Below are 20,178 nucleotides of genomic sequence, written 5' to 3' on the forward strand. Positions count from 1 at the left end.
TTTATGCGGCCTCCTTCGCTTCTTTTTCTTCTGTTACTCGTTTTAAACCAATTACTCCGAAGAAGATTAAACCGATTAATAAAACTTTTACGATAGAGAAAGGTTCTCCGAAGATGAAAATCTCTGTAAGAACGATTCCACCAGCTCCGATTCCTGTAAAGACTGCGTATACAGTGCCGACAGGTAAATCTTTATAAGCTCTAAATAATAAGACGAAACTAATTGTAATTAATAGAGCAACACCAGCCCATTCAAGTGGTGCCTCTGCTTTTTTTAGTCCAATCACCCAAAATATTTCAATAATACCAGCGATGATTACATAAATCCATGCCATATGTCATTTCTCCTTCCTACCAGTCGTTAGGTAAAGGGCTTAAAAACGACGCATTGCAAAGGAGCAATCCGTCAGTTCGAAAGTCCGCGCCAAAATACTTTCCAAGAAGCGTCTAAACGTGTCTCAAAACGATTTAAACCTGCGTATAATAGTTCAACCATAAGACCGTCGAGTAAGCATAGAAAAGCCTCTAAGGCGTCTTTTACTTCAATGTTATGCAGCTCATCTTGTTCGCTTGCTCTTTTAAATACAGGGAATAAAAGTTTTCCGACGTTTTCAATGTGTACATTTGCTTTATTAATAATTTGTTCGCGAAATGCATCAGGCGGAAAATAAGAAGTTCGTAACCAAAACATTGATTCTTCACTTTCACCAAATCGTTTTGCATACCCTTTTAATAATTTTAAAAGCAATTCTTCAGTGGACGAATTGGAAAAGCTTTCGATATCGCCTGTGAAGCTCTGCAAATCTTTTTGAAGAGCAGATTCTAAGCATATGAAATATAGCTCTTCTTTTCCTTTAAAGTGTGCGTAAATCGATGGTTTTTTAATCCCAACTTCTTGAGCAATATTTGCCAATGAAGTTCCTTCATAGCCGTAGCGTGCGAAATGAGAAAGTGCTACAGCTTTAATGCGGTTTGCTGTCATTTTCATCCCCTACCTACCGTTCGTTAGGTTCATTATATGAGATGGGAAATATAAAGTCAATAGGTGAAGAGCTGAGAAAGAGCGTTATAAGTAACGCTCTTTTTAGACAGTCTCTCGCTCAATTAAATGGAATGAAAGTTCTTTTGCACTGCCGACAATTTGCTCGCCTTGGATCTGCTTATGGAATAAAGAAAAAGCATGTGAGCCCATTGCGAGACCGGGATGTTCAATTGTAGAAATTTCTAATGCCTTTGAAATTTCATGATTATCAAATCCAAGGATAGCAAGGTCTTCAGGTACTCGAATACCATGTTTTCGAGCCTCTGTTAATAAACCAGCTGCAACTTGATCGTTCGCTGTGAAAATAGCAGTTGGACGATTTTTCATATTTAAAATACGATGGAGTATTTGTGCTCCGTCCTGCATTGTATAGCATTGGTGGAAAATCCATTCAGGATGCAACTTTTTCCCTTCGTTACGAAGTGTATCGGCGAACGCTTTTTCGCGCTCCATGGAATTTACACTTGTTTTTCTTGCTAAACAAATTCCGATTTTTTCATGGCCTCTACTTAGTAAATAGGCAGTACCAAGACGGAAACCTTCATAATGATCTACGTAGATGGATGAAATGAGGGGATGCTTCATTTTTTCACATGAAATAATAGGGGCAAATTTTGCAAAAGGTTCGATTTGTTCCCAAGAGCTCGTTCGGGAGCAAATAATCATCCCATCAAATTGTTTCATTTTCATCATTTCAAGAACACGAATTTCTTCAATGCTATCGTAATTCGTTTGACATAAATTAATATGATACCCAGCTAATAACGCTTCGTTTCCGATTCCTTCAATAATCGTACTGAAGTAGGGGAGGTTAATGAAAGGAAGCATAACGCCAATTGTATATGTTTTCCCTCTTATTAAATGGACAGCATTTATATTTTTTGCGTAGTTTAATTCTTCAACAGCATCTAGAACACGCTTACGCTTTTCTTCTTTTACGTAAGGGTGATTATTCAGGACACGAGAAACAGTTGATATCGATACACCAGCAGTTTTAGCAATTTGTTTTATATTGGCCATATGTATCACCTCTTTCCCTTATTATAAAGGGAAAATAATAAGAAAGAAAAAATCTTGACCTGAAAAGCTTTTCACAAACTATGGTATTAATAAGACTTCTTTTTATTCGCGTAACCTTTTCACTTGGGCGTAAGAATGATAGGGGTCTTTTTTGTTTGCAAAAAGTGTTGTCAAAATGTGTGAGAATAACGTGGAAAGTTTTCAAAGGTGGAGTTTGGTGACAAAGCGAATATGAAGAGAATATCAACGCTTCGTTCGTTAAGAGAGCGATATGAAAGGGCGGAAACAAATTGAAAAAAAGAATCATTTGTTTCGTGTTTTCTAGTTTCGTGCTTAGTTCGTGTTCGTTTCAGCAAACGATGCAAGAAGAAAAACACTTTGTGGGAACAACGGGAGGAGCTATGGATCGTGTTACGGATCCTATTCCGCTAAAGGAACTTCCAAAATATTTTCCGGTGAAGTTTAAAGTTCCAACGTTTTTACCGTACGATATTACAAGTGATGTGAAGGGGGAAGTAAGAACGCTTGGGAAAAAGAACACTGTCTTAACGATTAAATATAAACAGAAAGAACCAGGTAGAAATGAGTATATTGAGTTAAATGTCGCGAACTTTCCTTATAGTTTTCCGGATCTTGTGGAAGAGAAGCGATTTCAAGAACAAATGAAACTGAATAATGGAACGTCTGCTTATTTTAAAAATAAAGATGATTATGAACGTGGTGACGAATTTGCTACGCTTATATGGAAAGAGAAAGGAATTGAATATCAACTGCTGTATCGGAATGTAGAAGAGAACGATGAAAAGGTAATCAAGCAGAATTTATTATACATTGCGAATAAGATGAAATGAAAAAACTAGCTGATTTATTCAGCTAGTTTTTTGTATGTTATTATTTCTTTTTAATTTTGCCTGTCCAAGATTTAAATCCACCTTGTAATTGGTAGAAATCTTTGTAGCCTTGTTTTTTTAAGTATTGCGCTGCACGACCTGTACGGAATCCGCTTTGGCAATATAAGTAAACAGGTTGATCTTGACGAAGTTCTTTATGGCGAAGGCGAATTTGTGATAACGGAATGTTACGTGCACCTAAAATATGCCCTGCGTTATATTCGTCTGCTTCACGAATATCGATAAGCTGTGCTTTACGGTAGCCAGCGCGAAATTCTTCTTCTGTAAGAGTTTTAATTAATTTTTTCTGATAGAAGTACATCCATACAGTGTAGCCGATAAATGCTACGATTACGGCTAATAAAATAATCCAAGTTGTTGACACGATTCTATCGCTCCCTTTTTTCTTATCCTACTTTCAATATTATAATGCCCTTATGTATTTATGCAACAGATTCATTTGCATATAAGAAGAAATTTCGTATTCTTTCACAAATTTTGTCGAATTTGGTAGACTAGAGAATGTGAAAAATAATTGGTTATATGAGGTGCAGGATGGGAAAAGAAAAATGGTGTTATATTAACTCTGGTCAATGTTCACCGGCATTTAATATGGCGTTAGATGAATGTTTATTAAATTGGCAAAGTGAAAAGAAAATGCCACCAACAATTCGTTTTTATGAATGGGAAGTACCAACATTAACAGTTGGGTATTTTCAACGTGTTGAAAAAGATATTAATATGGATGTAGTTAATAAAAAGAAATATGGATTCGTTCGTCGTCAAACAGGCGGCAGGGGTGTACTACATGACAAAGAGTTAACGTATAGTGTTATTGTGTCTGAAGATCATCCGAATATGCCGAAAACAGTTACAGAAGCGTATCGTGTTATTTCGCAAGGTTTATTAGATGGTTTTAAGGCATTAGGGTTAGAAGCATATTATGCAGTTCCAAAAACAGAAGCAGATCGTGAAAATTTAAAAAATCCACGTTCCGGCGTATGTTTTGATGCACCATCTTGGTATGAAATTGTAGTGGAAGGACGAAAAATTGCTGGTAGTGCTCAAACGCGTCAAAAAGGTGTTATTCTACAGCATGGATCGATTCCATTAGAAATTGATTTAGATGAACTATATGATCTATTTTTATTCCCAAATGAACGTGTGAAGGAACGCATGAAGAGTATGTTCTCTTCTAAAGCAGTAGCAATTAATGAATTAACAGACCGTACATTTACGATAGAACAGTTAATTAAAGCGTTTGAAGTTGGCTTTGAAAAAGGATTGGATGTAGAACTTGTTCCATATGAATTAACAGAAGAACAGTTACATGAAGTTCAAACGTTAGCGAAAGAAAAGTATGAAAGTAATGAGTGGAATTATAAAAAATAAGAGATGGCAATTGCCATCTCTTATTTTTTTATAGTAAATTAAGTACTTTTTCTACTTTGATTCCTTTATCTTGTAAAGAACGAAGGCGACTTACAACGTCCATAATTTCTTTGTCAAATGTAACGCTAATACCTTGGCTTTGTAGTTCTTCTTTTAAGCTTTCAATAGAATCATCTATGTCGATGCCAAGCTCGTAATCTTGACAAACTTCAATTGTCTTTTTCACGAGTTTAACATAATTTTCTTGTAGTTTTGAATTTGTTTCAGTCAAAGCAGGCTGCTTCGGTTTTGCAGGAGCAACCGGTGCTGTCTCTTGCTTTGTAACTGGAGTAGGGACCGCTTTTTTTACAGGCGCTGGAGTAACTAGTTCTACAGCTGCTTCTACGCTTACTGGCTTCGGTGTCGGTACCGGAGTAGGCTTAGGTGCCATAGCAGGTGTTTCCACACGCGTAACAGGCTTAGGAGCAGGCGTAATTGCTTTTGGAGCTTCTACAACTACTTCCTTTTTCGGTGCTGCTTCTACCTGTGTTTCTTCTTGCTCGGCAGCTTCTTTATTTTCTTTACTCCACATAACGCGTTCAATTTCTAGAGAAACATTGTTTTTGTTCATCGCTGTTAATGTAACTTTACCAACTTCAGCGTTTCCAGTGAAATCAACAATTTTATAAATAACACTCTTGTTCCAATCCACGTTTCCGCTCAAAAATAATTCTTCGTTACATTTCGGCGTTAAGCCCTCGATTTTAATTTCTGCGTTTACACCGTTTTCACTATATACCATAATTAGCGAAGCATTTACATCTTCGTCTGCTAACATTAGTTCACGTACCATTTTGCCGGTGCGTACTTGCGTTTTCTTCTTAACTGACATCTAATTTCTCCTCTCAAAAATTCAGTAATAATAAAAAAATCGTATAACGAAAAATAATTGCTCACGAAGATTTATGATACCGATAATAAAAGCATCACGTCAACAATTAACTTTAATTATTTTGCATTTTTCTTATTTTCTTTATGAAATTTTTCAATTTGTAAAATTAGACAGAAGAAAAAACAGCCTTTTGAAGGGCTGTTAAAAATTTGATTTTTTATATAGTAATTTATATAAAATAAAAAATAAGATAGCAATTAAAGCATTTTGCCAAAAGTTTAGATGATAAATGAGATAAGGTTGCTTTTGGAAATAAATATTTAAGAATACAGCGGAACAAAATGGAGTAGCAAATGCGAATCCAAATAGAATTCTTCTTTTCCAATTCATTTTCTGATTAAAGGAGTAACGCTTTAATAAATATAAAATAAATAGTATACCTAGTATAATTATTGAAACAGACAAAGTAGTTCCAAGGATGCTAAAAGGCGGACTTGATAATGTATTGTTTTTTTCAAAGAAAAACATAAAAAATGAAATAATTGCATTTATGCCAAACTGTATAGCAAGAAGTAAGCTAATAGAAAATCCAATTAAAGAGGCTTTTTCTAACTTTGTTTGAGTTGGTAAAGCTGATATAAGTTCATCGCAATAAGATTGTAAATTATCTCCAAAGATGTCATAAGCGTTTTTATTTTCTGCTTGTGCTTCGATGAGGTGATCTAATATTTCTAGTAACAGTTCTTCCATTTGTTGCTCTGGCACGTTAGATAAACGAAGATAAACTAACATATCGCTATAAGCAACTTCATTTTCAGGTGTTAGAAGCTCACGTTTTTTATTATTCAATTCAATCATGTCTTGTGCATTCATCCCTATCACTCCCCCTGTAATAAGTTATTTACCGTAGTTGAAACCATTACCCAGCTTTGTTTAAATTCTTCAAGCTGCTCTAATCCTTTATCGGTTACGTGATAATATTTTCGTTTTGGACCGAGTGAGGAGGCTTTTAATGTTCCTTCAATCAATTTTTCTTTTTGCATACGTAACAATAACGGATATATGCTTCCTTCGCTTACGAATGTAAATCCGTGTTTATTTAATTTTGTGCTCAGTTCATATCCGTACACTTCTTCTTGTGAAATGATGTATAGGATGCAACCTTCTAGTACACCTTTTAACATTTGGCTGTGCATGATTTCACCACCTTTTACTCAGGTAACTTGCGTTGCAAGGTAGCTGTTATCCAAATTATAACATTCAGTAACTTGCAACGCAAGTTACTGAAGTGGAAAACTTTAATGCGTGTTAATTTTTCAACGTTTCCCATACTAACGAGAGGGAGGGAAGCACATGAAACCATTTATGCCAAAACTCGTTTACTTTGAACCAAAGGCACTTGAATATCCGCTTGGAAAAGAGCTTTATGAGAAGTTTACGAAGATGGGATTAGAAATTCGTGAAACGACATCACATAATCAAATTAGAAATTTGCCAGGAGAAAATGATTTGCAAAAGTATCGTAATGCAAAGGCTACACTTGTCGTTGGAGTAAGGAAGACGCTAAAGTTTGATACGTCAAAACCGTCAGCTGAATATGCAATTCCGCTCGCAACAGGGTGTATGGGACATTGTCATTATTGCTATTTGCAAACAACACTTGGGAGTAAGCCTTACGTTCGTGTGTATGTCAATCTTGATGAAATATTTGAGAAGGCAAAGCAATATATGGATGAAAGGGCACCTGAAATAACAAGATTTGAAGCAGCGTGTACATCAGACATTGTTGGGATTGATCATTTAACACATGCATTAAAGCGGGCGATTGAATTCATTGGAGAAAGTGAATATGGGCGCTTACGTTTCGTCACGAAATATTCGCACGTTGATCATTTATTAGATGCAAAGCATAATGGGAAAACTCGTTTCAGGTTTAGTATAAATTCACGATATGTAATTAAAAATTTTGAACCAGGGACATCGCCATTTGAGGAGCGAATTGAGGCGGCACGTAAAGTAGCAGGTGCAGGTTATCCACTTGGTTTTATAGTCGCGCCACTTTATATGCATGAAGGATGGGAAGAAGGATATCGTGAACTATTTGAGCGACTGTACAATGCGCTGAAAGATATGACGATACCAAATTTAACGTTTGAATTAATTCAGCATCGTTTTACAAAACCAGCGAAAAAGGTTATTCAAGAGCGTTATCCAAATACGAAGCTTGAAATGGATGAAGAGAAGCGGAAGTATAAATGGGGACGATATGGCATCGGAAAATATGTATATAAAAAGGATGATGCAGCAGTATTGGAAGAAACGATAAGAGGTTATATAAATGAATTTTTTCCTAATGCAGAAATACAATATTTTACTTAAGGGGGGTCTGTATGCAAATACAGATTCTTTTTTGTTTTATATATTTAGGCTCGTTTTCAACTTGTCACGTTATTCTTTCTGGTGTATCATTTTATTGATTGCTTCGTACGGAATAAGCAAAATGAACTTGGATGGAGGAAACCGATGCCTACCCCTAGTATGGAAGATTATATTGAACAAATTTATTTGTTGATTGATGAAAAGGGTTACGCCCGCGTATCTGATATTGCTGAAGCGCTTAGTGTACATCCATCCTCTGTAACAAAAATGGTGCAAAAATTAGACAAAGATGAATATCTAATTTATGAAAAATATAGAGGGCTTGTATTAACAACAAAAGGTAAAAAAATCGGAGAACGTCTCGTATATCGTCATGACTTGCTAGAGCAATTTATGCGTATTATCGGTGTGGATGAAAGTAAAATTTACAATGATGTAGAAGGAATTGAACATCATTTAAGTTGGGAAGCGATTGATCGCATTGGTGATTTAGTGCAATACTTTGAACAAGATGCAGTCCGAGTGGAAACACTTCGCGGTGTTCAAAGAGCAAATGAAGAGAAAAGTAATTAAGGGGAACGTATGGCGTTTCCTTTTTTATTTCAATTCGAAAAGGATGGGAGAATTATGAAAGCAATTATTTTTGATTTTGATGGATTAATTGTGGACACAGAAACGATATGGTTTCACTCTTTCAGAGATGCTGTTCGTGAATACGGCGGGGAACTACCTTTAGAGGAATTTGCGAAATGCATTGGAACAACAGATGAGGTACTTTATACATATCTAAATGATCAATTAAAAGAGAAGTTTAACAAAAGTGTATTAAAAGAAAAAGTGGCAACTTTACATAAAGAGAAAATGAGAATACCAGAAGCTCGTGACGGGGTAAAAGAATATTTAGAAGAAGCGAAAGAAATGGGATTAAAAATCGCACTAGCTTCTAGAGAATGGGTTATTCATTTTTTAGAAGAGCTACAAATTCGAGAATATTTTGAAGTAATTAAAACGAGAGAAGATGTTGAGAAGGTAAAACCAGATCCAGCTCTTTATCGAGTTGCAATAGAAGAATTAGGAATTAAGCCATCTGAAGCTGTTGTATTTGAAGACTCATTAAATGGATTGAGAGCAGCAGTTGCAGCGGGATTAACGTGCGTTGTGGTACCTAATGATGTGACACGGAATTTACCGTTTGAAAATCATCATCTTCGAATTGAAAGTATGAGAGAGAAAAGTTTAAAAGAAGTGCTTCAAAGTATAAAAAAAGACCGTATTTCCTAAAAGGAAGCACGGTCTTTCTTTTTGCTTTTTTTGCCTTCAATGACAGTTAAATGAGACTGTTTTCTTTTTCGTTTCAAAGTGGAAGAATTCCCTTTTTTACTTTTGTCATTAGAAGTATTTGACTTAAAGAAAGAATTGCCTAGGGGTGCTACATTTTGTTTCCCATGTTTGCGGTTCGATTGTTTTGCCGCACGCTTATATGAGCTTTGCGAATTTGCGGAACCACTGGAATTTGTAAACATCTTGTATAGCAAGTAAAAGATACCGACAACAAGTAACATGTACCCGATATTTCTTAATACACCCATGGGATTTGTAATAACAGATGAAACAAGGCCGAATATTGCCAATCCGATAATAAGCACAAATATAGCGAAAGTAAACGAACGACCGTTCATAAGGGACACCTCCTAAAAACATATATTGAAATTAGTATATTAACGATGAGGAAAGGAGTTGAACACCATTTTTAAATAATTATTGTTTGTTCTCTAAACGTAATAATTCTTCAAACGATGCAATTGCTACTTCCACTTGATCATCTGTTGGTTCTTTCGTTGTTAATAGTTGTAGCCATAATCCAGGATATCCAAGTACGCGTAATACGGGAATGTCTCGTAATCGATTTGTAAATTGCAATACTTCAAAAGAAATACCAAGTACAACTGGAATTAATAAAATTCTGTTTATAACTCGTGCCCAAAGAGGATCTGTAGGGACTAGGAAATAAACGAACATTCCAATAATGACTGTAAATATAATAAAGCTACTGCCGCATCTATAATGGAGACGAGTTTGCTTTTGAACGTTTTCTACAGTCAGAGGAAGGTTATTCTCGTAAGCATTGATTACCTTATGCTCTGCACCGTGATACTGAAATACCCGCTTAATAAGTGGGGTTAAAGAAATAAAGTATATATAGCTCAATAATAGCATGAGCTTAATGACACTTTCGACAATGATTTGCCCAGTATGAGATGGGAAAATCGGTCTCGTTAATTCAGCTAATAGTGCAGGAACTGCTGTGAAAATGACTTTACCGAATATAAAAGATAAAACGCCAACAGCTGCAACTCCTAATACCATCGTTAATTTTGATTGTTCTTCTTTTTTATTTGCAATTTGTTCATCATCTTCTGGGTGGACGTCAAATCGTTCTGAAGCGAAGTTTAAATGCTTTGCTCCATTCGCACTTGCATCCACAATAGCGGCAATCCCTCGTAAAAATGGAATTTTTTTTAGGGTAGATAGTACTTTATTACGAACGCGTGGTAATCGATAAAATTCAATCGATTTATCTTTACGACGAACCGCTGTAACAGTATATTCTCTACCGCCAAACATAACTCCTTCTATGACCGCTTGCCCGCCATATATTTGTTTTGACTCTTCTGCCATGTTAACACCAACCTGTATTTGTTTCTCTCTTATGTAGAAAAAGAGGCAATTGTCATACTGGGTTCTGTCGTTTTGAAATAAGACAATCACCGAGTTTCCTTTATTTTATCGGCAAATACAAGTAGATGACAAGGGAAAATGTTATGAGAGTCGGACATTTCTTATTCTTTTTATAGACAAATTTCGCAGGATTTAAACATGCTTCAAAATAGTTTCGGGCATACTATTGAGCGGAGGTGTCGATGTGAGTCAAGAACAATTAGGAACAAGGAATTTTGTGCAGATTGGTTTGTTTGGTGGAATCTTTTGGGGCGGGATCTGGTATTTCCTTCATATATTTTCATTCACGGAGGCGGGACCGAATTATTTCCTTTTACCATTTGCGTTTGGAAGTTGGAAAGAGGGTGTATGGGGCAATGTGTTCGGAATAGTGTGTATGGGACTTCTTTCAATTTTGATCGCCTTTTTGTATAAAGCATTTTTTGCGAAGTTTGAAGGGATTATAGCGGGAATTATTTATGGGCTATTTTGGTGGGCACTACTGTTTTTGGGGATGGGTTTAATGGCTCCTGTTATTAAAAGTGCGCTCCATTTACCAAAAGAGACAATTGTGACGACAATATGTATTTTTATATTGTATGGTGTGTTTATAGCATATTCTGTTTCTTACGCAGTAAATAGCAATAAAGCAGAACAAGAAGGGCAAGAGAAGACGAACTATTCAAATAAGTAACTCCTATGTTAAAATATTGTATAGATATTTAATATTAAGGAGTTTTAAGAATATGAAAAAGTTACTCCTCGTAAACGGTCCTAACCTAAATCGCCTCGGTGTTCGTGAGGTAAATGTATATGGAAAGGGCACGCTAGCGACACTTGAAGCAGATATGAAGCAAGAAGCAGAAACAATGGGAGTGGAGTTAGAATGTTTCCAATCGAATCATGAAGGTGCCATTATCGACATTATTCATGAAGCGGAAGATATATATGAAGGGATCATTTTAAATCCGGGAGCATTTACGCATTATAGCTATGCGATTCGTGATGCCATTGCGAGCATTTCGATTCCTGTTATTGAAGTACATATTTCTAACATTCATCAGCGTGAATCGTTCCGTCATGAATCTGTGACGGCAGCTGTTTGTGCAGGTCAAATTGTAGGATTTGGTTTTTATGGCTATAAGTTAGCGTTATTTGCATTAATGGAGAAATTGAGGGAGGCATAAAGTAATGGAGAAAATTGAAAGATTACGAAGTGCATTTGATGAGGCTGGCATTGACGGTATTTTGTTAACAAATGAACATAGTCGTAGATATATGGCTAACTTCACAGGAACAGCAGGCGTTGTTCTTATTTCAAAAGATCGTGCTCAATTTATTACAGATTTCCGTTACGTCGAGCAGGCAAGTAAACAAGCGGTTGGATATGAGGTTGTACAGCACGCAGGATTGATCATTGATGAAGTGGCAAAGCAAGTGAAAGAGCTTGGAATTCAAAAACTTGGTTTTGAGCAAGATACTCTTACATATAGTTCTTATTCAGTGCATAAGGAAGCGATTGATGCTGAATTTATCCCGACTTCTGGACTTGTAGAAAAGTTACGCTTGATAAAGACTGATTCAGAGATTAAGATATTAAAGGAAGCTGCACAGATTGCAGATGCTGCCTTTGAGCATATTCTATCATTCATTCGCCCGGGAGTATCTGAAATTGAAGTGTCAAATGAACTTGAATTTTTCATGAGAAAACAAGGAGCAACATCTTCTTCGTTTGATATTATCGTTGCTTCAGGTCTTCGTTCGGCATTACCGCACGGCGTGGCATCTGAAAAAGTGATAGAAACAGGAGATTTCGTTACATTAGACTTCGGCGCTTATTACAAAGGATATTGTTCTGATATTACTCGTACGATTGCAGTCGGTGAACCATCTGATAAATTAAAAGAAATTTATAATATCGTTTTAGAAGCACAACTACGTGGTGTGAACGGTATTAAAGCTGGTTTAACAGGTCGCGAGGCTGATGCGCTAACGCGTGACTACATAACGGAAAAAGGATATGGTGAATACTTTGGACACTCTACTGGTCATGGAATAGGTCTTGAAATCCATGAAGCACCAGGTTTAGCGTTCCGTTCTGATACAGTACTTGAACCAGGTATGGCTGTAACAGTAGAGCCAGGTATTTATATTCCAGGTATTGGCGGCGTACGTATTGAAGATGATATCATTGTGACAAGTGAAGGTAATGAAGTAATTACGAAATCACCAAAAGAACTTATTATTTTGTAATACACAGGAGGATTTTTTTACATGATTTCAGTAAACGATTTTCGTACAGGTTTAACAATTTCAGTGGACAATGCCCTTTGGCAAGTACTTGATTTCCAACACGTAAAGCCAGGTAAAGGTGCTGCATTCGTTCGTTCTAAACTACGTAATCTTCGCACAGGTTCTGTTCAAGAGAAAACATTCCGTGCAGGTGAGAAAGTAGAAAAAGCACACATCGAAAACCGTCGTATGCAATACTTATACGCAAGCGGTGAGGCTCATGTATTTATGGATAACGGAACTTATGAGCAAATCGAACTTGGTGAAAAACAAATCGAGCGCGAGCTTAAATTCCTAAAAGAAAACATGGAAGTAGCAATTATGACTTACCAAGGCGAAGTACTTGGTGTTGAACTTCCAAACACAGTTGAATTACAAGTTACAGAAACAGAGCCTGGTATTAAAGGTGATACTGCTTCTAACGTAACAAAACCAGCTACATTAGAAACTGGTCTTGTTGTACAAGTACCAATCTTCATTAACGAAGGCGAAATGCTTATCATCAACACTGGTGAAGGTAAATACGTTTCTCGTGCATAGTAAAAAAACACTCGTGATAATTCACGAGTGTTTTTTTTATAGGAAATAGGGTAGATAGTAAATAGCTGTTACTATAAAACTGACTAAAACAAGTGAAAGAGTACCCATAATAGATGGAGTCAAAACAATTTGAAATGGTTTTATTTCGCCAGTCTCAACGCCAGTTAATGTTTTACTTATTGCGTGATCTGTAATGTTATTTCTATGGTTACTCATAATAATTAACCACATAATTGCAAATATTGCTAAACTACCAAGGAAAAAGGTCTCTATAAATGACCAACCGACTAATAATGAAAAAAGATAAATAAGAGCTAATTCTACTACAACGGTTAAACTAATTTTCAATGCCTTCATATTTTTCCTCCTCATTCTGTAATTTCAACCAGTTTAAAAAATTTTCACGTGACACGACATGCAGAGAGCAAGGTGACCTTACTTCTTTCTCTAGTGCAGCGTGTTCGTCTGGAAACTTGTTTTCCACATGCAATGAAATATAGGGTAGTTTTTCTTGTGCTTTTAGTGAGCGGATATTATTCGTTTTAGCACCAGCAAATACGTAGGAAAGTTGTAAGTCTAAAAAGGCGATTTTAAAGATTTCTTTTTTAGTAGCCTCGTTATAGCCTTTTCCCCAGTATGGATAGCCAATCCAACTACCAATGTGAGATTGCTTTTTTTCATTATTAATATGTTTAAGTGTGGTGAGGCCAATTATTTCATTTTCTTCATTCACAATCATTCTCGATAAGGATTTCTTTTGACGCTCTTCTTCTATTGCGAAAAGAAGAAATGTTTTCGTGTCTTCGATGTTTTCTACCGTTATCCCCAATGCATTTTTTATATGTGGATCACTTGATAGCTCGAAAATCACATTTGTATAGCATAAATCTAGTGGTAATAAAGTGACGTGCTGCATGGTTTAAACCCCTTTCAAACTAAATATACCATAATATACCATAAAATAATATGAATATTCAGATTCTAATTCAGACTTTAGAGAAAAATTATGTTTTTACTTCTGAAATAGACAACCTCTGCATATGGTTGTACAAATATATTCTTTTTTAGAATACGAAGTTAGTAACTGTTACGGGAGAAGGTGGAAGAATGAAACAGTGGCTAGCGGCAATGGAAACATCCGTGCTTGTTATGGGGGCACTTCGATTATTTTCAGGTAGTGCGGAGATATTTGCTGCTTTGCTTATGCTTTATGTGAATGATGCGAAGAAAGCGTTGTTTATAAATGGTATGTTGGCGTTTGTTGGACCTACCGTATTAATTTTAACAATGACAATTGGGATAGCGAGTGTAGCAAGTGAAATTTCTTTCTTGAAGCTCTTTTTTCTAGCGCTTGGGATTTGCTGTATTTTTATCGCATTACTGAAATAGTAAGTCGAGTATAGTGGGGAGAAGCCGATGAAAGAGGTATTAGAAGTTTTACCAAAAACGATGAAGTACTTAATTGAAGAATGTAAGCAATACGATGCTTTAGAGGAAATTCGTGTTCGAATTGGAAGGCCGCTAGAGTGTATTGCACACGGAAAGGTGTTTTTTTATGACTATATCACTACTGCAGAGGATGCTATTTACTTATTGAATAAATTAAGTCAATTCTCAATTTATACGATGGAAGAGGAATTAAAACGTGGGTATGTGACGCTTCGCGGGGGGCATAGAATCGGGTTAGCAGGAAAAGTCATTACAGAAAAAAGCGCAGTGAAAATGATTCGTGATGTCTCTTCCTTTAATATTCGTATTGCTCGTCAAAAAATAGGGATTGCTGAACCGCTTTTGCCATATTTGTATGAAAAAAGGTGGTTAAACACGATGGTAATTGGCCCTCCCCAAACGGGAAAAACGACACTTTTAAGAGATGTAGCACGTTGCATGAGTCAAGGGGTAAGTGCTTCGGAAATTCCTTCCTGTAAAGTGGGGATCGTTGATGAACGGTCAGAAATTGCTGGCTGTGTGAAAGGAATCCCGCAATATGATTTTGGTACCCGAGTCGATGTGTTAGACGCATGTCCAAAGGCAGAAGGAATGATGATGATGATTCGTTCTATGAGTCCTGATATTTTGATCGTAGATGAAATTGGCCGTAAAGAAGATAGTGAAGCAATTATGGAGGCAGTGCATGCAGGTGTTCAGCTTTTTATAAGCGCACACGGATTTTCCTATGAGGATGTTGTGAGACGTCCATCGCTCAAGGCAGTGCTAGAGCTTGGTATATTTGATAGGTTTGTGGAGTTGTCAAAAGCGAGGGGTCCAGGAACGGTTATGCAGGTAAAAGATAAATATGGAAAACCAGTGTTATCAAATAGAAAGGCTGAGGGCGTATGGTGAAAATATTTGGTGCAGTGTTAATCGTTGCGGTCAGCACCTTTTTCGGGTTTTCGTACGCTAAAAGATACAGTGAGAGGCCGAGGCAACTTAGGTTATTAAAATCAGCACTTCAATCATTAGAGGCAGAAATTATGTATGGACACACACCTTTATCTGAGGCTGCCGAGCGATTAGTTAAACAAATGCCAAAGCCATTAAATTGGATATTTCAAAGTTTCGCTAAAAAACTAGAAAGTGGAGAACAAACGGTAAGGGAAGCTTGGATAGATAGTTTGAAAGAGAATTGGAAGTTGACGGCTTTTCAACAAACCGAGTATGAAATACTGCAGCAATTTGGTGAAACGCTCGGGCAACATGATCGTGAATCACAACAAAAACATATTCGCTTATGTATTACACATTTGGAGAGAGAAGAAGAGGAAGCGAAAGCTTTACAACTGCAATACGAAAAAATGATTAAGAGCTTAGGGGTACTAGCAGGGCTACTAATTGTAATTTTACTGCTATAGGGGGGAGAAAGGCGATGTCCATTGATGTTGGATTAATATTTCAAATCGCCGGAATCGGCATTGTTTTAGCTTTCATTCATACTGTACTAAAAGAATTGAAGCGTGAGGATATTGCAAATTGGGTTATCCTTGTCGGTTTTGTCGTCATTTTATTTCATGTTGCATTTTTAATTAATACGCTATTCGACAAGATTAAAAGTGTCTTTCTCTTCCAGTAAAGGAGGCGGTTCGAATCGAAATTATACAAATTGTCGGATTAGGCCTCGTTGCTACGTTTTTAGCTGCTGTTTTGAACCAGCATAAATCTAGTATTACATCTTTATTTATTGTGTTCGTAGGTAGCGTGATGTTTCTTATTTTAATCGATCAAATTCATTCTATTTTACAAATGATTGAGAGAGTAGCGAGTGAAGCGAAAGTTAGTAACGTCTACGTGGAAACGTTACTAAAGATTATTGGAATTGCTTATATTGCCGAGTTTGGAGCTCAAATTACAAAAGATGCTGGTCAAGGTGCCATCGCTTCGAAAATTGAACTTGCTGGGAAAATCTTAATTCTCGTTATGGCAATTCCTATTTTGACGGTTGTAATTGAAACTATTCTCGGATTTTTACCGACGGGATAAGGGGGAGTGAATGTTGAGGAGGTTTGGAGCTAAGCTGCTATTTGCTTGCTTCCTTTTCTTTTCTTTACCGGTTGTTGTACAAGCTTCTCCTGTAGAAACAAACGTCGTTGATCAACAATTGGATAAGCTCGGAATTGAAGATGTGAAGCAATTTTGGGACGGGCTTGTTACAAAATATGGAGGCTATTTGCCAGAGAGTCAAAAAGGGAGTTTTATGGAGTTTGTAAAGGGAGAAAAAGAATTCTCTCTAAAAGAGTGGATGATAGGGTTATTAAAATATTTATTTCATGAGCTTGCAGCTAATGGAAAACTGCTTGGCACACTCATTATGCTCACAATCTTTAGTGCATTGTTGCAATCACTGCAATCCGCTTTTTCAAAAAGTAGTGTAAGCAAAATTGCTGATGCTGTTGTATATATGGTACTTATTATTTTTGCTTTAAATAGTTTTTATGTCGTTATGACATATGCAAGAGAAACGATACAAACAATGGTAGATTTCATATTAGCGCTATTGCCAATTTTATTGGCGCTTATAGCGACTGGTGGCGGGGTTGTATCTGTATCTTTCTTTCATCCGATTATCATTTTCTTAATGAATACAAGCGGGCTTCTTATGAATTATATCGTTCTACCGCTTTTATTACTGGCAACGATATTAAGTATTGTAAGTACAATGAGTGATCAATATAAAGTGACGAAATTGTCCAAGCTTCTGCAAAACGTTAGCGTTGGGATTATCGGTATTTTCTTAACGATTTTTTTAGGAGTATTATCTGTACAAGGAACAGCAACAGCCGTCGCTGATGGAATAGCTGTGAAAACTGCTAAATTTGTAACAGGGAACTTCATTCCAGTAGTCGGAAGGATGTTTACAGAAGCGGCAGATACTGTTATTAGCGCATCAGGATTATTGAAAAACACAGTCGGAATTATTGGACTCGTCATTTTATGTTTAATTGTTGCTTTTCCGGCGATTCAAATTTTCTGTATCGCATTTATTTATAAATTCGCAGCAGCAGTATTGCAACCGGTTGGCGGCGGAGCAATTATTCAATGCTTAGACATTATTGGACGAAGCATCATTTACGTATTTGCTTGCTTAGCTATCGTATCATTTATGTTCTTTTTAAGTATTACAATTATTATTGCTGCGGGGAATATTACACTTATGATGCGGTAGGAGGTGAAGAGTATGCAATTTGTTACAGAGTGGATCAGAAATATTATCGTTTTTTTGCTCTTAGCAACAATGCTTCATCTTATTCTTCCAAATTCGAATTTGCAAAAATACGTTAAATTCGTTGTAAGTCTTTTGTTAGTCGTATTAATTTTAACACCTCTTTTTAAACTATTGCAGACAGATGTAAATGAAGTAATTGCAAATTTTAATGAAGAAAAGTACGTAGCAGAAGGATCTGTAAAAAATTCAATAGATTCGAAGAAAAAAGAAATACAAGCTCTAACACGTGCATATAGTTTAGAAGAGATGGCTACCAAAATGAAAAAAGAAGTAGGAAAAGAGTTTGAGAAACAGTATGGTATGACTGTCTCTGAAATACAAATAGTCGCAGCGGAAAGCACAGCGGAAGTAAAGTCAGCGAAAGATATTCAATCTGTTGTTGTGACGTTAAAAGAAAAAGAACGTAGTAAAAATGATGCAATCGAAACAGTAAAACCAGTTGAAATTAACACGAAAGAACCACCGGAAAAAGTAGAGGAAACGAATGTAGAAATGAAAGACTTCTTTTCAAGCAGGTGGCAACTAGAGAATAAACAAATCCAAGTTCAAATGGAAGGGAGGACAGGTAGAGTAAATGGACAATAAAGATAAAAATTCGAAGTTCTCATTTTTTCGAAACTTATTGAATGGAGATGAAAAAGAAAGTAATGAGAAGGGTAAAAAGGTAACACCTAAGTTCTTACTTGTCCTACTCATACTTGGAATTTTGCTTATGTTTTCTAGTAGTTTTTTTTCAAGTAAAAAAGAAGAAGTACCTGTATTTAAAGAACAAAAAACTCAAAACCAGGAAAAAGATGTACCAACTTTTGGACAAAAAAATAATGATAATATGTCAAATGTAGAAAAATATGAAAAAGCGTATGAACAAGAATTAAAAACTGCTTTAGAAGAAATAGCAGGAGTAAAAGACGTAACGATTAAAGTGAATTTAGATTCATCTGAAGAAAAAATTTTAGAAAAAAATACAGTGAAACGCTCACAAACAACAGGTGAAACAGATAAAACAGGCGGTAAGAGAGAAGTAGAGGACGAGTCTCTTGATGAAAAGACTGTCATTATACGTGAAGGGGATAAAGAAACTCCTGTTGTTTTACGAACAGAGAAGCCGAAAGTACGTGGTGTTCTTGTCGTAGCAAAGGGAGTGGATAATATACAAGTTAAAGCAATGGTAAAAGAAGCTGTGATAAGGCTGCTAGATGTACCGGCCCATCGCGTTTCAGTTTCACCGAAAAATTGATAGGGAGGAAATAAAGTGTTAAAAAAACAAACAGTTTGGTTATTAACGATGTTAAGTTTAGTTGTTGTACTATCTGTGTATTACGTGACAACTCCTGACAAAATGAATACAGCATCGCCGGCAACAGGTGAAAAGATTGGACAAGAAAAACAAGGTACTGATAAAGCAGTAACAAACGAAGCGCCTAAAGAAACTCCGAAAAAAGAAAATACAAGCAAGGAAACAACAAATAAAGAAACAGACAAAAAAGAAAATGCAAAAAAAGAAACAAGTAAAAAAGAGGGCAATGTATCAGTTCAATCAAGTGATGAGAATTTCACAGCTTTACGTATGCAAATGGAAGATCAGCGTAGTGAACAAAAAGCAAAATTACAAGAAGTGATGAGTTCAACAAAAGCTTCAGCAACAGAAAAGAATAAAGCGAAAGAAAATTTTGATGCCATTACGACAATGGAAACGAAGCAAGAATTACTTGAGACAGTAATTAAATCTCAAGGAGGATATCCAGATGCTCTTGTAAGAGCTGATGGCACTGATATTAGAGTAACGGTTAAAGCGGCAAAACATTCACAGAAAGAAGCAAATAAAATTATTCAACTTGTAAGAAGTGAAGGCGGATCAAAAGATGTAGGTGTGAAATTTGATCCACCAGCGAAATAAGTGAAACTTTAATCCGTAGGGATTTCCCTGCGGATTATTATCTTTTACTAAGCAAAGGGTATGCAAATAGTAAAATAGAGTATGCAAGTAAATGTGTGAATAGAAAAAAGCTATCATTTTCGATAGCTTTTTTCTATGTCGTCTTTGTAATTATTTTTACTATGTTCAACTCGGAATGGAGAAACACGTTGTGAGTAAAAGATTAATGGTTCATGGTACTGATGATTACTTTTTCCGGATTTGACGTGGATGAAAAGAACGCATGCCCAAACGATTACGGCAGGTAAAAAGAGAATGAGCCATATCATATTTCCACACCTCAACACAATATATTTTCTACACTTTGAACATACTATTCTTATATGAAGGAATGATGAACGGCGTGTAAACAAAAAAATAATATTTGGTAAAAATATGT

30 protein-coding genes are annotated in these 20,178 nt (G+C 36.2%); 18 read left to right on the forward strand and 12 right to left on the reverse strand.

All coding sequences use genetic code 11. The features are described from left to right. Position 1: 1 nt before the first annotated feature. The 3 genes from ACTFO4_RS03340 to ACTFO4_RS03350 all read right to left on the reverse strand — a co-directional run bounded on the left by ACTFO4_RS03340 (position 2) and on the right by ACTFO4_RS03350 (position 2,061). Entirely contained in the window at positions 2–334 is a 333-nt protein-coding gene (locus tag ACTFO4_RS03340; protein ID WP_000312339.1) for a DMT family transporter, read from the reverse strand. Positions 335–405: 71 nt separating this feature from the next. After that, positions 406–987 carry a TetR/AcrR family transcriptional regulator gene (locus tag ACTFO4_RS03345; protein WP_002005730.1) on the reverse strand — a complete coding sequence of 194 codons (582 nt, stop codon included), beginning with the start codon at positions 985–987 and terminating at the stop codon, positions 406–408. Between the two features lie 96 nt (positions 988–1,083). Then, the gene (locus tag ACTFO4_RS03350) at positions 1,084–2,061 is read right to left on the reverse strand and encodes a LacI family DNA-binding transcriptional regulator (RefSeq protein ID WP_001273984.1); all 978 of its coding nucleotides are present in this window, start codon (positions 2,059–2,061) and stop codon (positions 1,084–1,086) included. Between the two features lie 314 nt (positions 2,062–2,375). Between ACTFO4_RS03350 and ACTFO4_RS03355 the strand changes: the two genes are divergently transcribed. Next, positions 2,376–2,912, forward strand: coding sequence for a hypothetical protein (locus tag ACTFO4_RS03355; RefSeq protein WP_033666640.1), 537 nt, complete (start codon positions 2,376–2,378; stop codon positions 2,910–2,912). A gap of 40 nt (positions 2,913–2,952) precedes the next feature. Here the strand turns inward: ACTFO4_RS03355 and ACTFO4_RS03360 are convergent, their stop codons facing one another. Then, entirely contained in the window at positions 2,953–3,336 is a 384-nt protein-coding gene (locus ACTFO4_RS03360; protein WP_000108653.1) for a rhodanese-like domain-containing protein, read from the reverse strand. Between the two features lie 170 nt (positions 3,337–3,506). On the opposite strand from ACTFO4_RS03360, the gene ACTFO4_RS03365 reads away from it, so the two are divergent. Continuing rightward, on the forward strand, positions 3,507–4,343 hold the full coding sequence (locus ACTFO4_RS03365) for a lipoate--protein ligase family protein (RefSeq protein ID WP_113303583.1): 837 nt from the start codon (positions 3,507–3,509) through the stop codon (positions 4,341–4,343). Positions 4,344–4,371: 28 nt separating this feature from the next. Here the strand turns inward: ACTFO4_RS03365 and ACTFO4_RS03370 are convergent, their stop codons facing one another. The 3 genes from ACTFO4_RS03370 to ACTFO4_RS03380 form a co-directional block, all read right to left on the reverse strand. Then, positions 4,372–5,214, reverse strand: a complete 843-nt coding sequence (locus tag ACTFO4_RS03370) for a hypothetical protein (protein ID WP_000111900.1) — start codon at positions 5,212–5,214, stop codon at positions 4,372–4,374. A 201-nt stretch (positions 5,215–5,415) separates the two neighbouring features. Next, positions 5,416–6,087: a DUF1129 family protein gene (locus tag ACTFO4_RS03375; protein ID WP_000993581.1), complete on the reverse strand. Its 672-nt coding sequence runs from the start codon at positions 6,085–6,087 to the stop codon at positions 5,416–5,418. A gap of 5 nt (positions 6,088–6,092) precedes the next feature. After that, positions 6,093–6,410 (reverse strand): PadR family transcriptional regulator, encoded by a 318-nt coding sequence (locus ACTFO4_RS03380; RefSeq protein ID WP_416809468.1) that lies wholly within the window; start codon positions 6,408–6,410, stop codon positions 6,093–6,095. A gap of 157 nt (positions 6,411–6,567) precedes the next feature. Between ACTFO4_RS03380 and splB the strand changes: the two genes are divergently transcribed. The 3 genes from splB to ACTFO4_RS03395 all read left to right on the forward strand — a co-directional run bounded on the left by splB (position 6,568) and on the right by ACTFO4_RS03395 (position 8,874). Continuing rightward, the gene (gene splB, locus ACTFO4_RS03385; protein WP_000802107.1) at positions 6,568–7,593 is read left to right on the forward strand and encodes a spore photoproduct lyase; all 1,026 of its coding nucleotides are present in this window, start codon (positions 6,568–6,570) and stop codon (positions 7,591–7,593) included. A gap of 144 nt (positions 7,594–7,737) precedes the next feature. After that, positions 7,738–8,166, forward strand: coding sequence for a transcriptional regulator MntR (gene mntR / locus ACTFO4_RS03390; protein WP_001143084.1), 429 nt, complete (start codon positions 7,738–7,740; stop codon positions 8,164–8,166). Positions 8,167–8,220: 54 nt separating this feature from the next. Then, entirely contained in the window at positions 8,221–8,874 is a 654-nt protein-coding gene (locus tag ACTFO4_RS03395) for an HAD family hydrolase (protein WP_440013131.1), read from the forward strand. Here ACTFO4_RS03395 and ACTFO4_RS03400 read toward each other — a convergent pair. Both ACTFO4_RS03400 and ACTFO4_RS03405 read right to left on the reverse strand, forming a co-directional pair. Continuing rightward, positions 8,871–9,272 carry an SA1362 family protein gene (locus tag ACTFO4_RS03400; protein ID WP_001014463.1) on the reverse strand — a complete coding sequence of 134 codons (402 nt, stop codon included), beginning with the start codon at positions 9,270–9,272 and terminating at the stop codon, positions 8,871–8,873. The genes ACTFO4_RS03395 and ACTFO4_RS03400 overlap by 4 nt on opposite strands. A 79-nt stretch (positions 9,273–9,351) precedes the next feature. Further along, positions 9,352–10,272: a DUF1385 domain-containing protein gene (locus ACTFO4_RS03405; RefSeq protein WP_000807121.1), complete on the reverse strand. Its 921-nt coding sequence runs from the start codon at positions 10,270–10,272 to the stop codon at positions 9,352–9,354. 244 nt (positions 10,273–10,516) lie between these two features. Between ACTFO4_RS03405 and ACTFO4_RS03410 the strand changes: the two genes are divergently transcribed. The 4 genes from ACTFO4_RS03410 to efp are packed head-to-tail and all read left to right on the forward strand — an operon-like array spanning position 10,517 to position 13,143. Next, positions 10,517–11,005, forward strand: coding sequence for a YqhR family membrane protein (locus tag ACTFO4_RS03410; RefSeq protein WP_000076881.1), 489 nt, complete (start codon positions 10,517–10,519; stop codon positions 11,003–11,005). Between the two features lie 52 nt (positions 11,006–11,057). Further along, positions 11,058–11,498: a type II 3-dehydroquinate dehydratase gene (aroQ, locus tag ACTFO4_RS03415; protein WP_000735140.1), complete on the forward strand. Its 441-nt coding sequence runs from the start codon at positions 11,058–11,060 to the stop codon at positions 11,496–11,498. A gap of 4 nt (positions 11,499–11,502) precedes the next feature. Continuing rightward, positions 11,503–12,564 (forward strand): Xaa-Pro dipeptidase, encoded by a 1,062-nt coding sequence (pepQ, locus tag ACTFO4_RS03420; protein WP_000411040.1) that lies wholly within the window; start codon positions 11,503–11,505, stop codon positions 12,562–12,564. A 21-nt stretch (positions 12,565–12,585) separates the two neighbouring features. Next, on the forward strand, positions 12,586–13,143 hold the full coding sequence (efp, locus tag ACTFO4_RS03425) for an elongation factor P (RefSeq protein ID WP_000626516.1): 558 nt from the start codon (positions 12,586–12,588) through the stop codon (positions 13,141–13,143). 36 nt (positions 13,144–13,179) lie between these two features. On the opposite strand, the gene ACTFO4_RS03430 is transcribed toward efp, so the two are convergent. Further along, positions 13,180–13,500 (reverse strand): hypothetical protein, encoded by a 321-nt coding sequence (locus ACTFO4_RS03430; RefSeq protein WP_000645572.1) that lies wholly within the window; start codon positions 13,498–13,500, stop codon positions 13,180–13,182. Next, on the reverse strand, positions 13,481–14,059 hold the full coding sequence (locus ACTFO4_RS03435; protein WP_001164987.1) for a GNAT family N-acetyltransferase: 579 nt from the start codon (positions 14,057–14,059) through the stop codon (positions 13,481–13,483). The genes ACTFO4_RS03430 and ACTFO4_RS03435 overlap by 20 nt, the downstream gene beginning before the upstream one ends. 191 nt (positions 14,060–14,250) lie before the next feature. Between ACTFO4_RS03435 and ACTFO4_RS03440 the strand changes: the two genes are divergently transcribed. The 9 genes from ACTFO4_RS03440 to ACTFO4_RS03480 are packed head-to-tail and all read left to right on the forward strand — an operon-like array spanning position 14,251 to position 19,760. Further along, on the forward strand, positions 14,251–14,532 hold the full coding sequence (locus ACTFO4_RS03440; RefSeq protein WP_000816050.1) for a YqhV family protein: 282 nt from the start codon (positions 14,251–14,253) through the stop codon (positions 14,530–14,532). 27 nt (positions 14,533–14,559) lie between these two features. After that, entirely contained in the window at positions 14,560–15,486 is a 927-nt protein-coding gene (gene spoIIIAA, locus ACTFO4_RS03445; protein WP_000665905.1) for a stage III sporulation protein AA, read from the forward strand. Beyond that, entirely contained in the window at positions 15,480–15,995 is a 516-nt protein-coding gene (spoIIIAB, locus tag ACTFO4_RS03450; RefSeq protein WP_000238702.1) for a stage III sporulation protein SpoIIIAB, read from the forward strand. The genes spoIIIAA and spoIIIAB overlap by 7 nt, the downstream gene beginning before the upstream one ends. Positions 15,996–16,009: 14 nt before the next feature. Next, entirely contained in the window at positions 16,010–16,213 is a 204-nt protein-coding gene (gene spoIIIAC / locus ACTFO4_RS03455) for a stage III sporulation protein AC (protein WP_000020914.1), read from the forward strand. A gap of 23 nt (positions 16,214–16,236) precedes the next feature. Next, positions 16,237–16,620 (forward strand): stage III sporulation protein AD, encoded by a 384-nt coding sequence (gene spoIIIAD / locus ACTFO4_RS03460; RefSeq protein ID WP_077393170.1) that lies wholly within the window; start codon positions 16,237–16,239, stop codon positions 16,618–16,620. A gap of 10 nt (positions 16,621–16,630) precedes the next feature. After that, on the forward strand, positions 16,631–17,803 hold the full coding sequence (gene spoIIIAE / locus ACTFO4_RS03465) for a stage III sporulation protein AE (RefSeq protein ID WP_000946110.1): 1,173 nt from the start codon (positions 16,631–16,633) through the stop codon (positions 17,801–17,803). A 12-nt stretch (positions 17,804–17,815) separates the two neighbouring features. Beyond that, on the forward strand, positions 17,816–18,448 hold the full coding sequence (gene spoIIIAF, locus ACTFO4_RS03470) for a stage III sporulation protein AF (RefSeq protein WP_098585267.1): 633 nt from the start codon (positions 17,816–17,818) through the stop codon (positions 18,446–18,448). Then, on the forward strand, positions 18,438–19,100 hold the full coding sequence (spoIIIAG, locus tag ACTFO4_RS03475; RefSeq protein ID WP_000368873.1) for a stage III sporulation protein AG: 663 nt from the start codon (positions 18,438–18,440) through the stop codon (positions 19,098–19,100). The genes spoIIIAF and spoIIIAG overlap by 11 nt, the downstream gene beginning before the upstream one ends. 15 nt (positions 19,101–19,115) lie before the next feature. Further along, a complete protein-coding gene (locus ACTFO4_RS03480; protein ID WP_000914710.1) occupies positions 19,116–19,760 on the forward strand; it encodes a SpoIIIAH-like family protein in 645 nt (214 codons plus the stop codon). 113 nt (positions 19,761–19,873) lie between these two features. Here ACTFO4_RS03480 and ACTFO4_RS03485 read toward each other — a convergent pair whose 3' ends face one another. Next, positions 19,874–20,068 carry a hypothetical protein gene (locus ACTFO4_RS03485; protein ID WP_002179810.1) on the reverse strand — a complete coding sequence of 65 codons (195 nt, stop codon included), beginning with the start codon at positions 20,066–20,068 and terminating at the stop codon, positions 19,874–19,876. Positions 20,069–20,178: the final 110 nt, after the last annotated feature.

Source organism: Bacillus cereus group sp. MYBKT14-1, assembly GCF_051915185.1.
In the GTDB taxonomy this organism is placed as follows: Bacteria; Bacillota; Bacilli; order Bacillales; family Bacillaceae_G; genus Bacillus_A; species Bacillus_A cereus.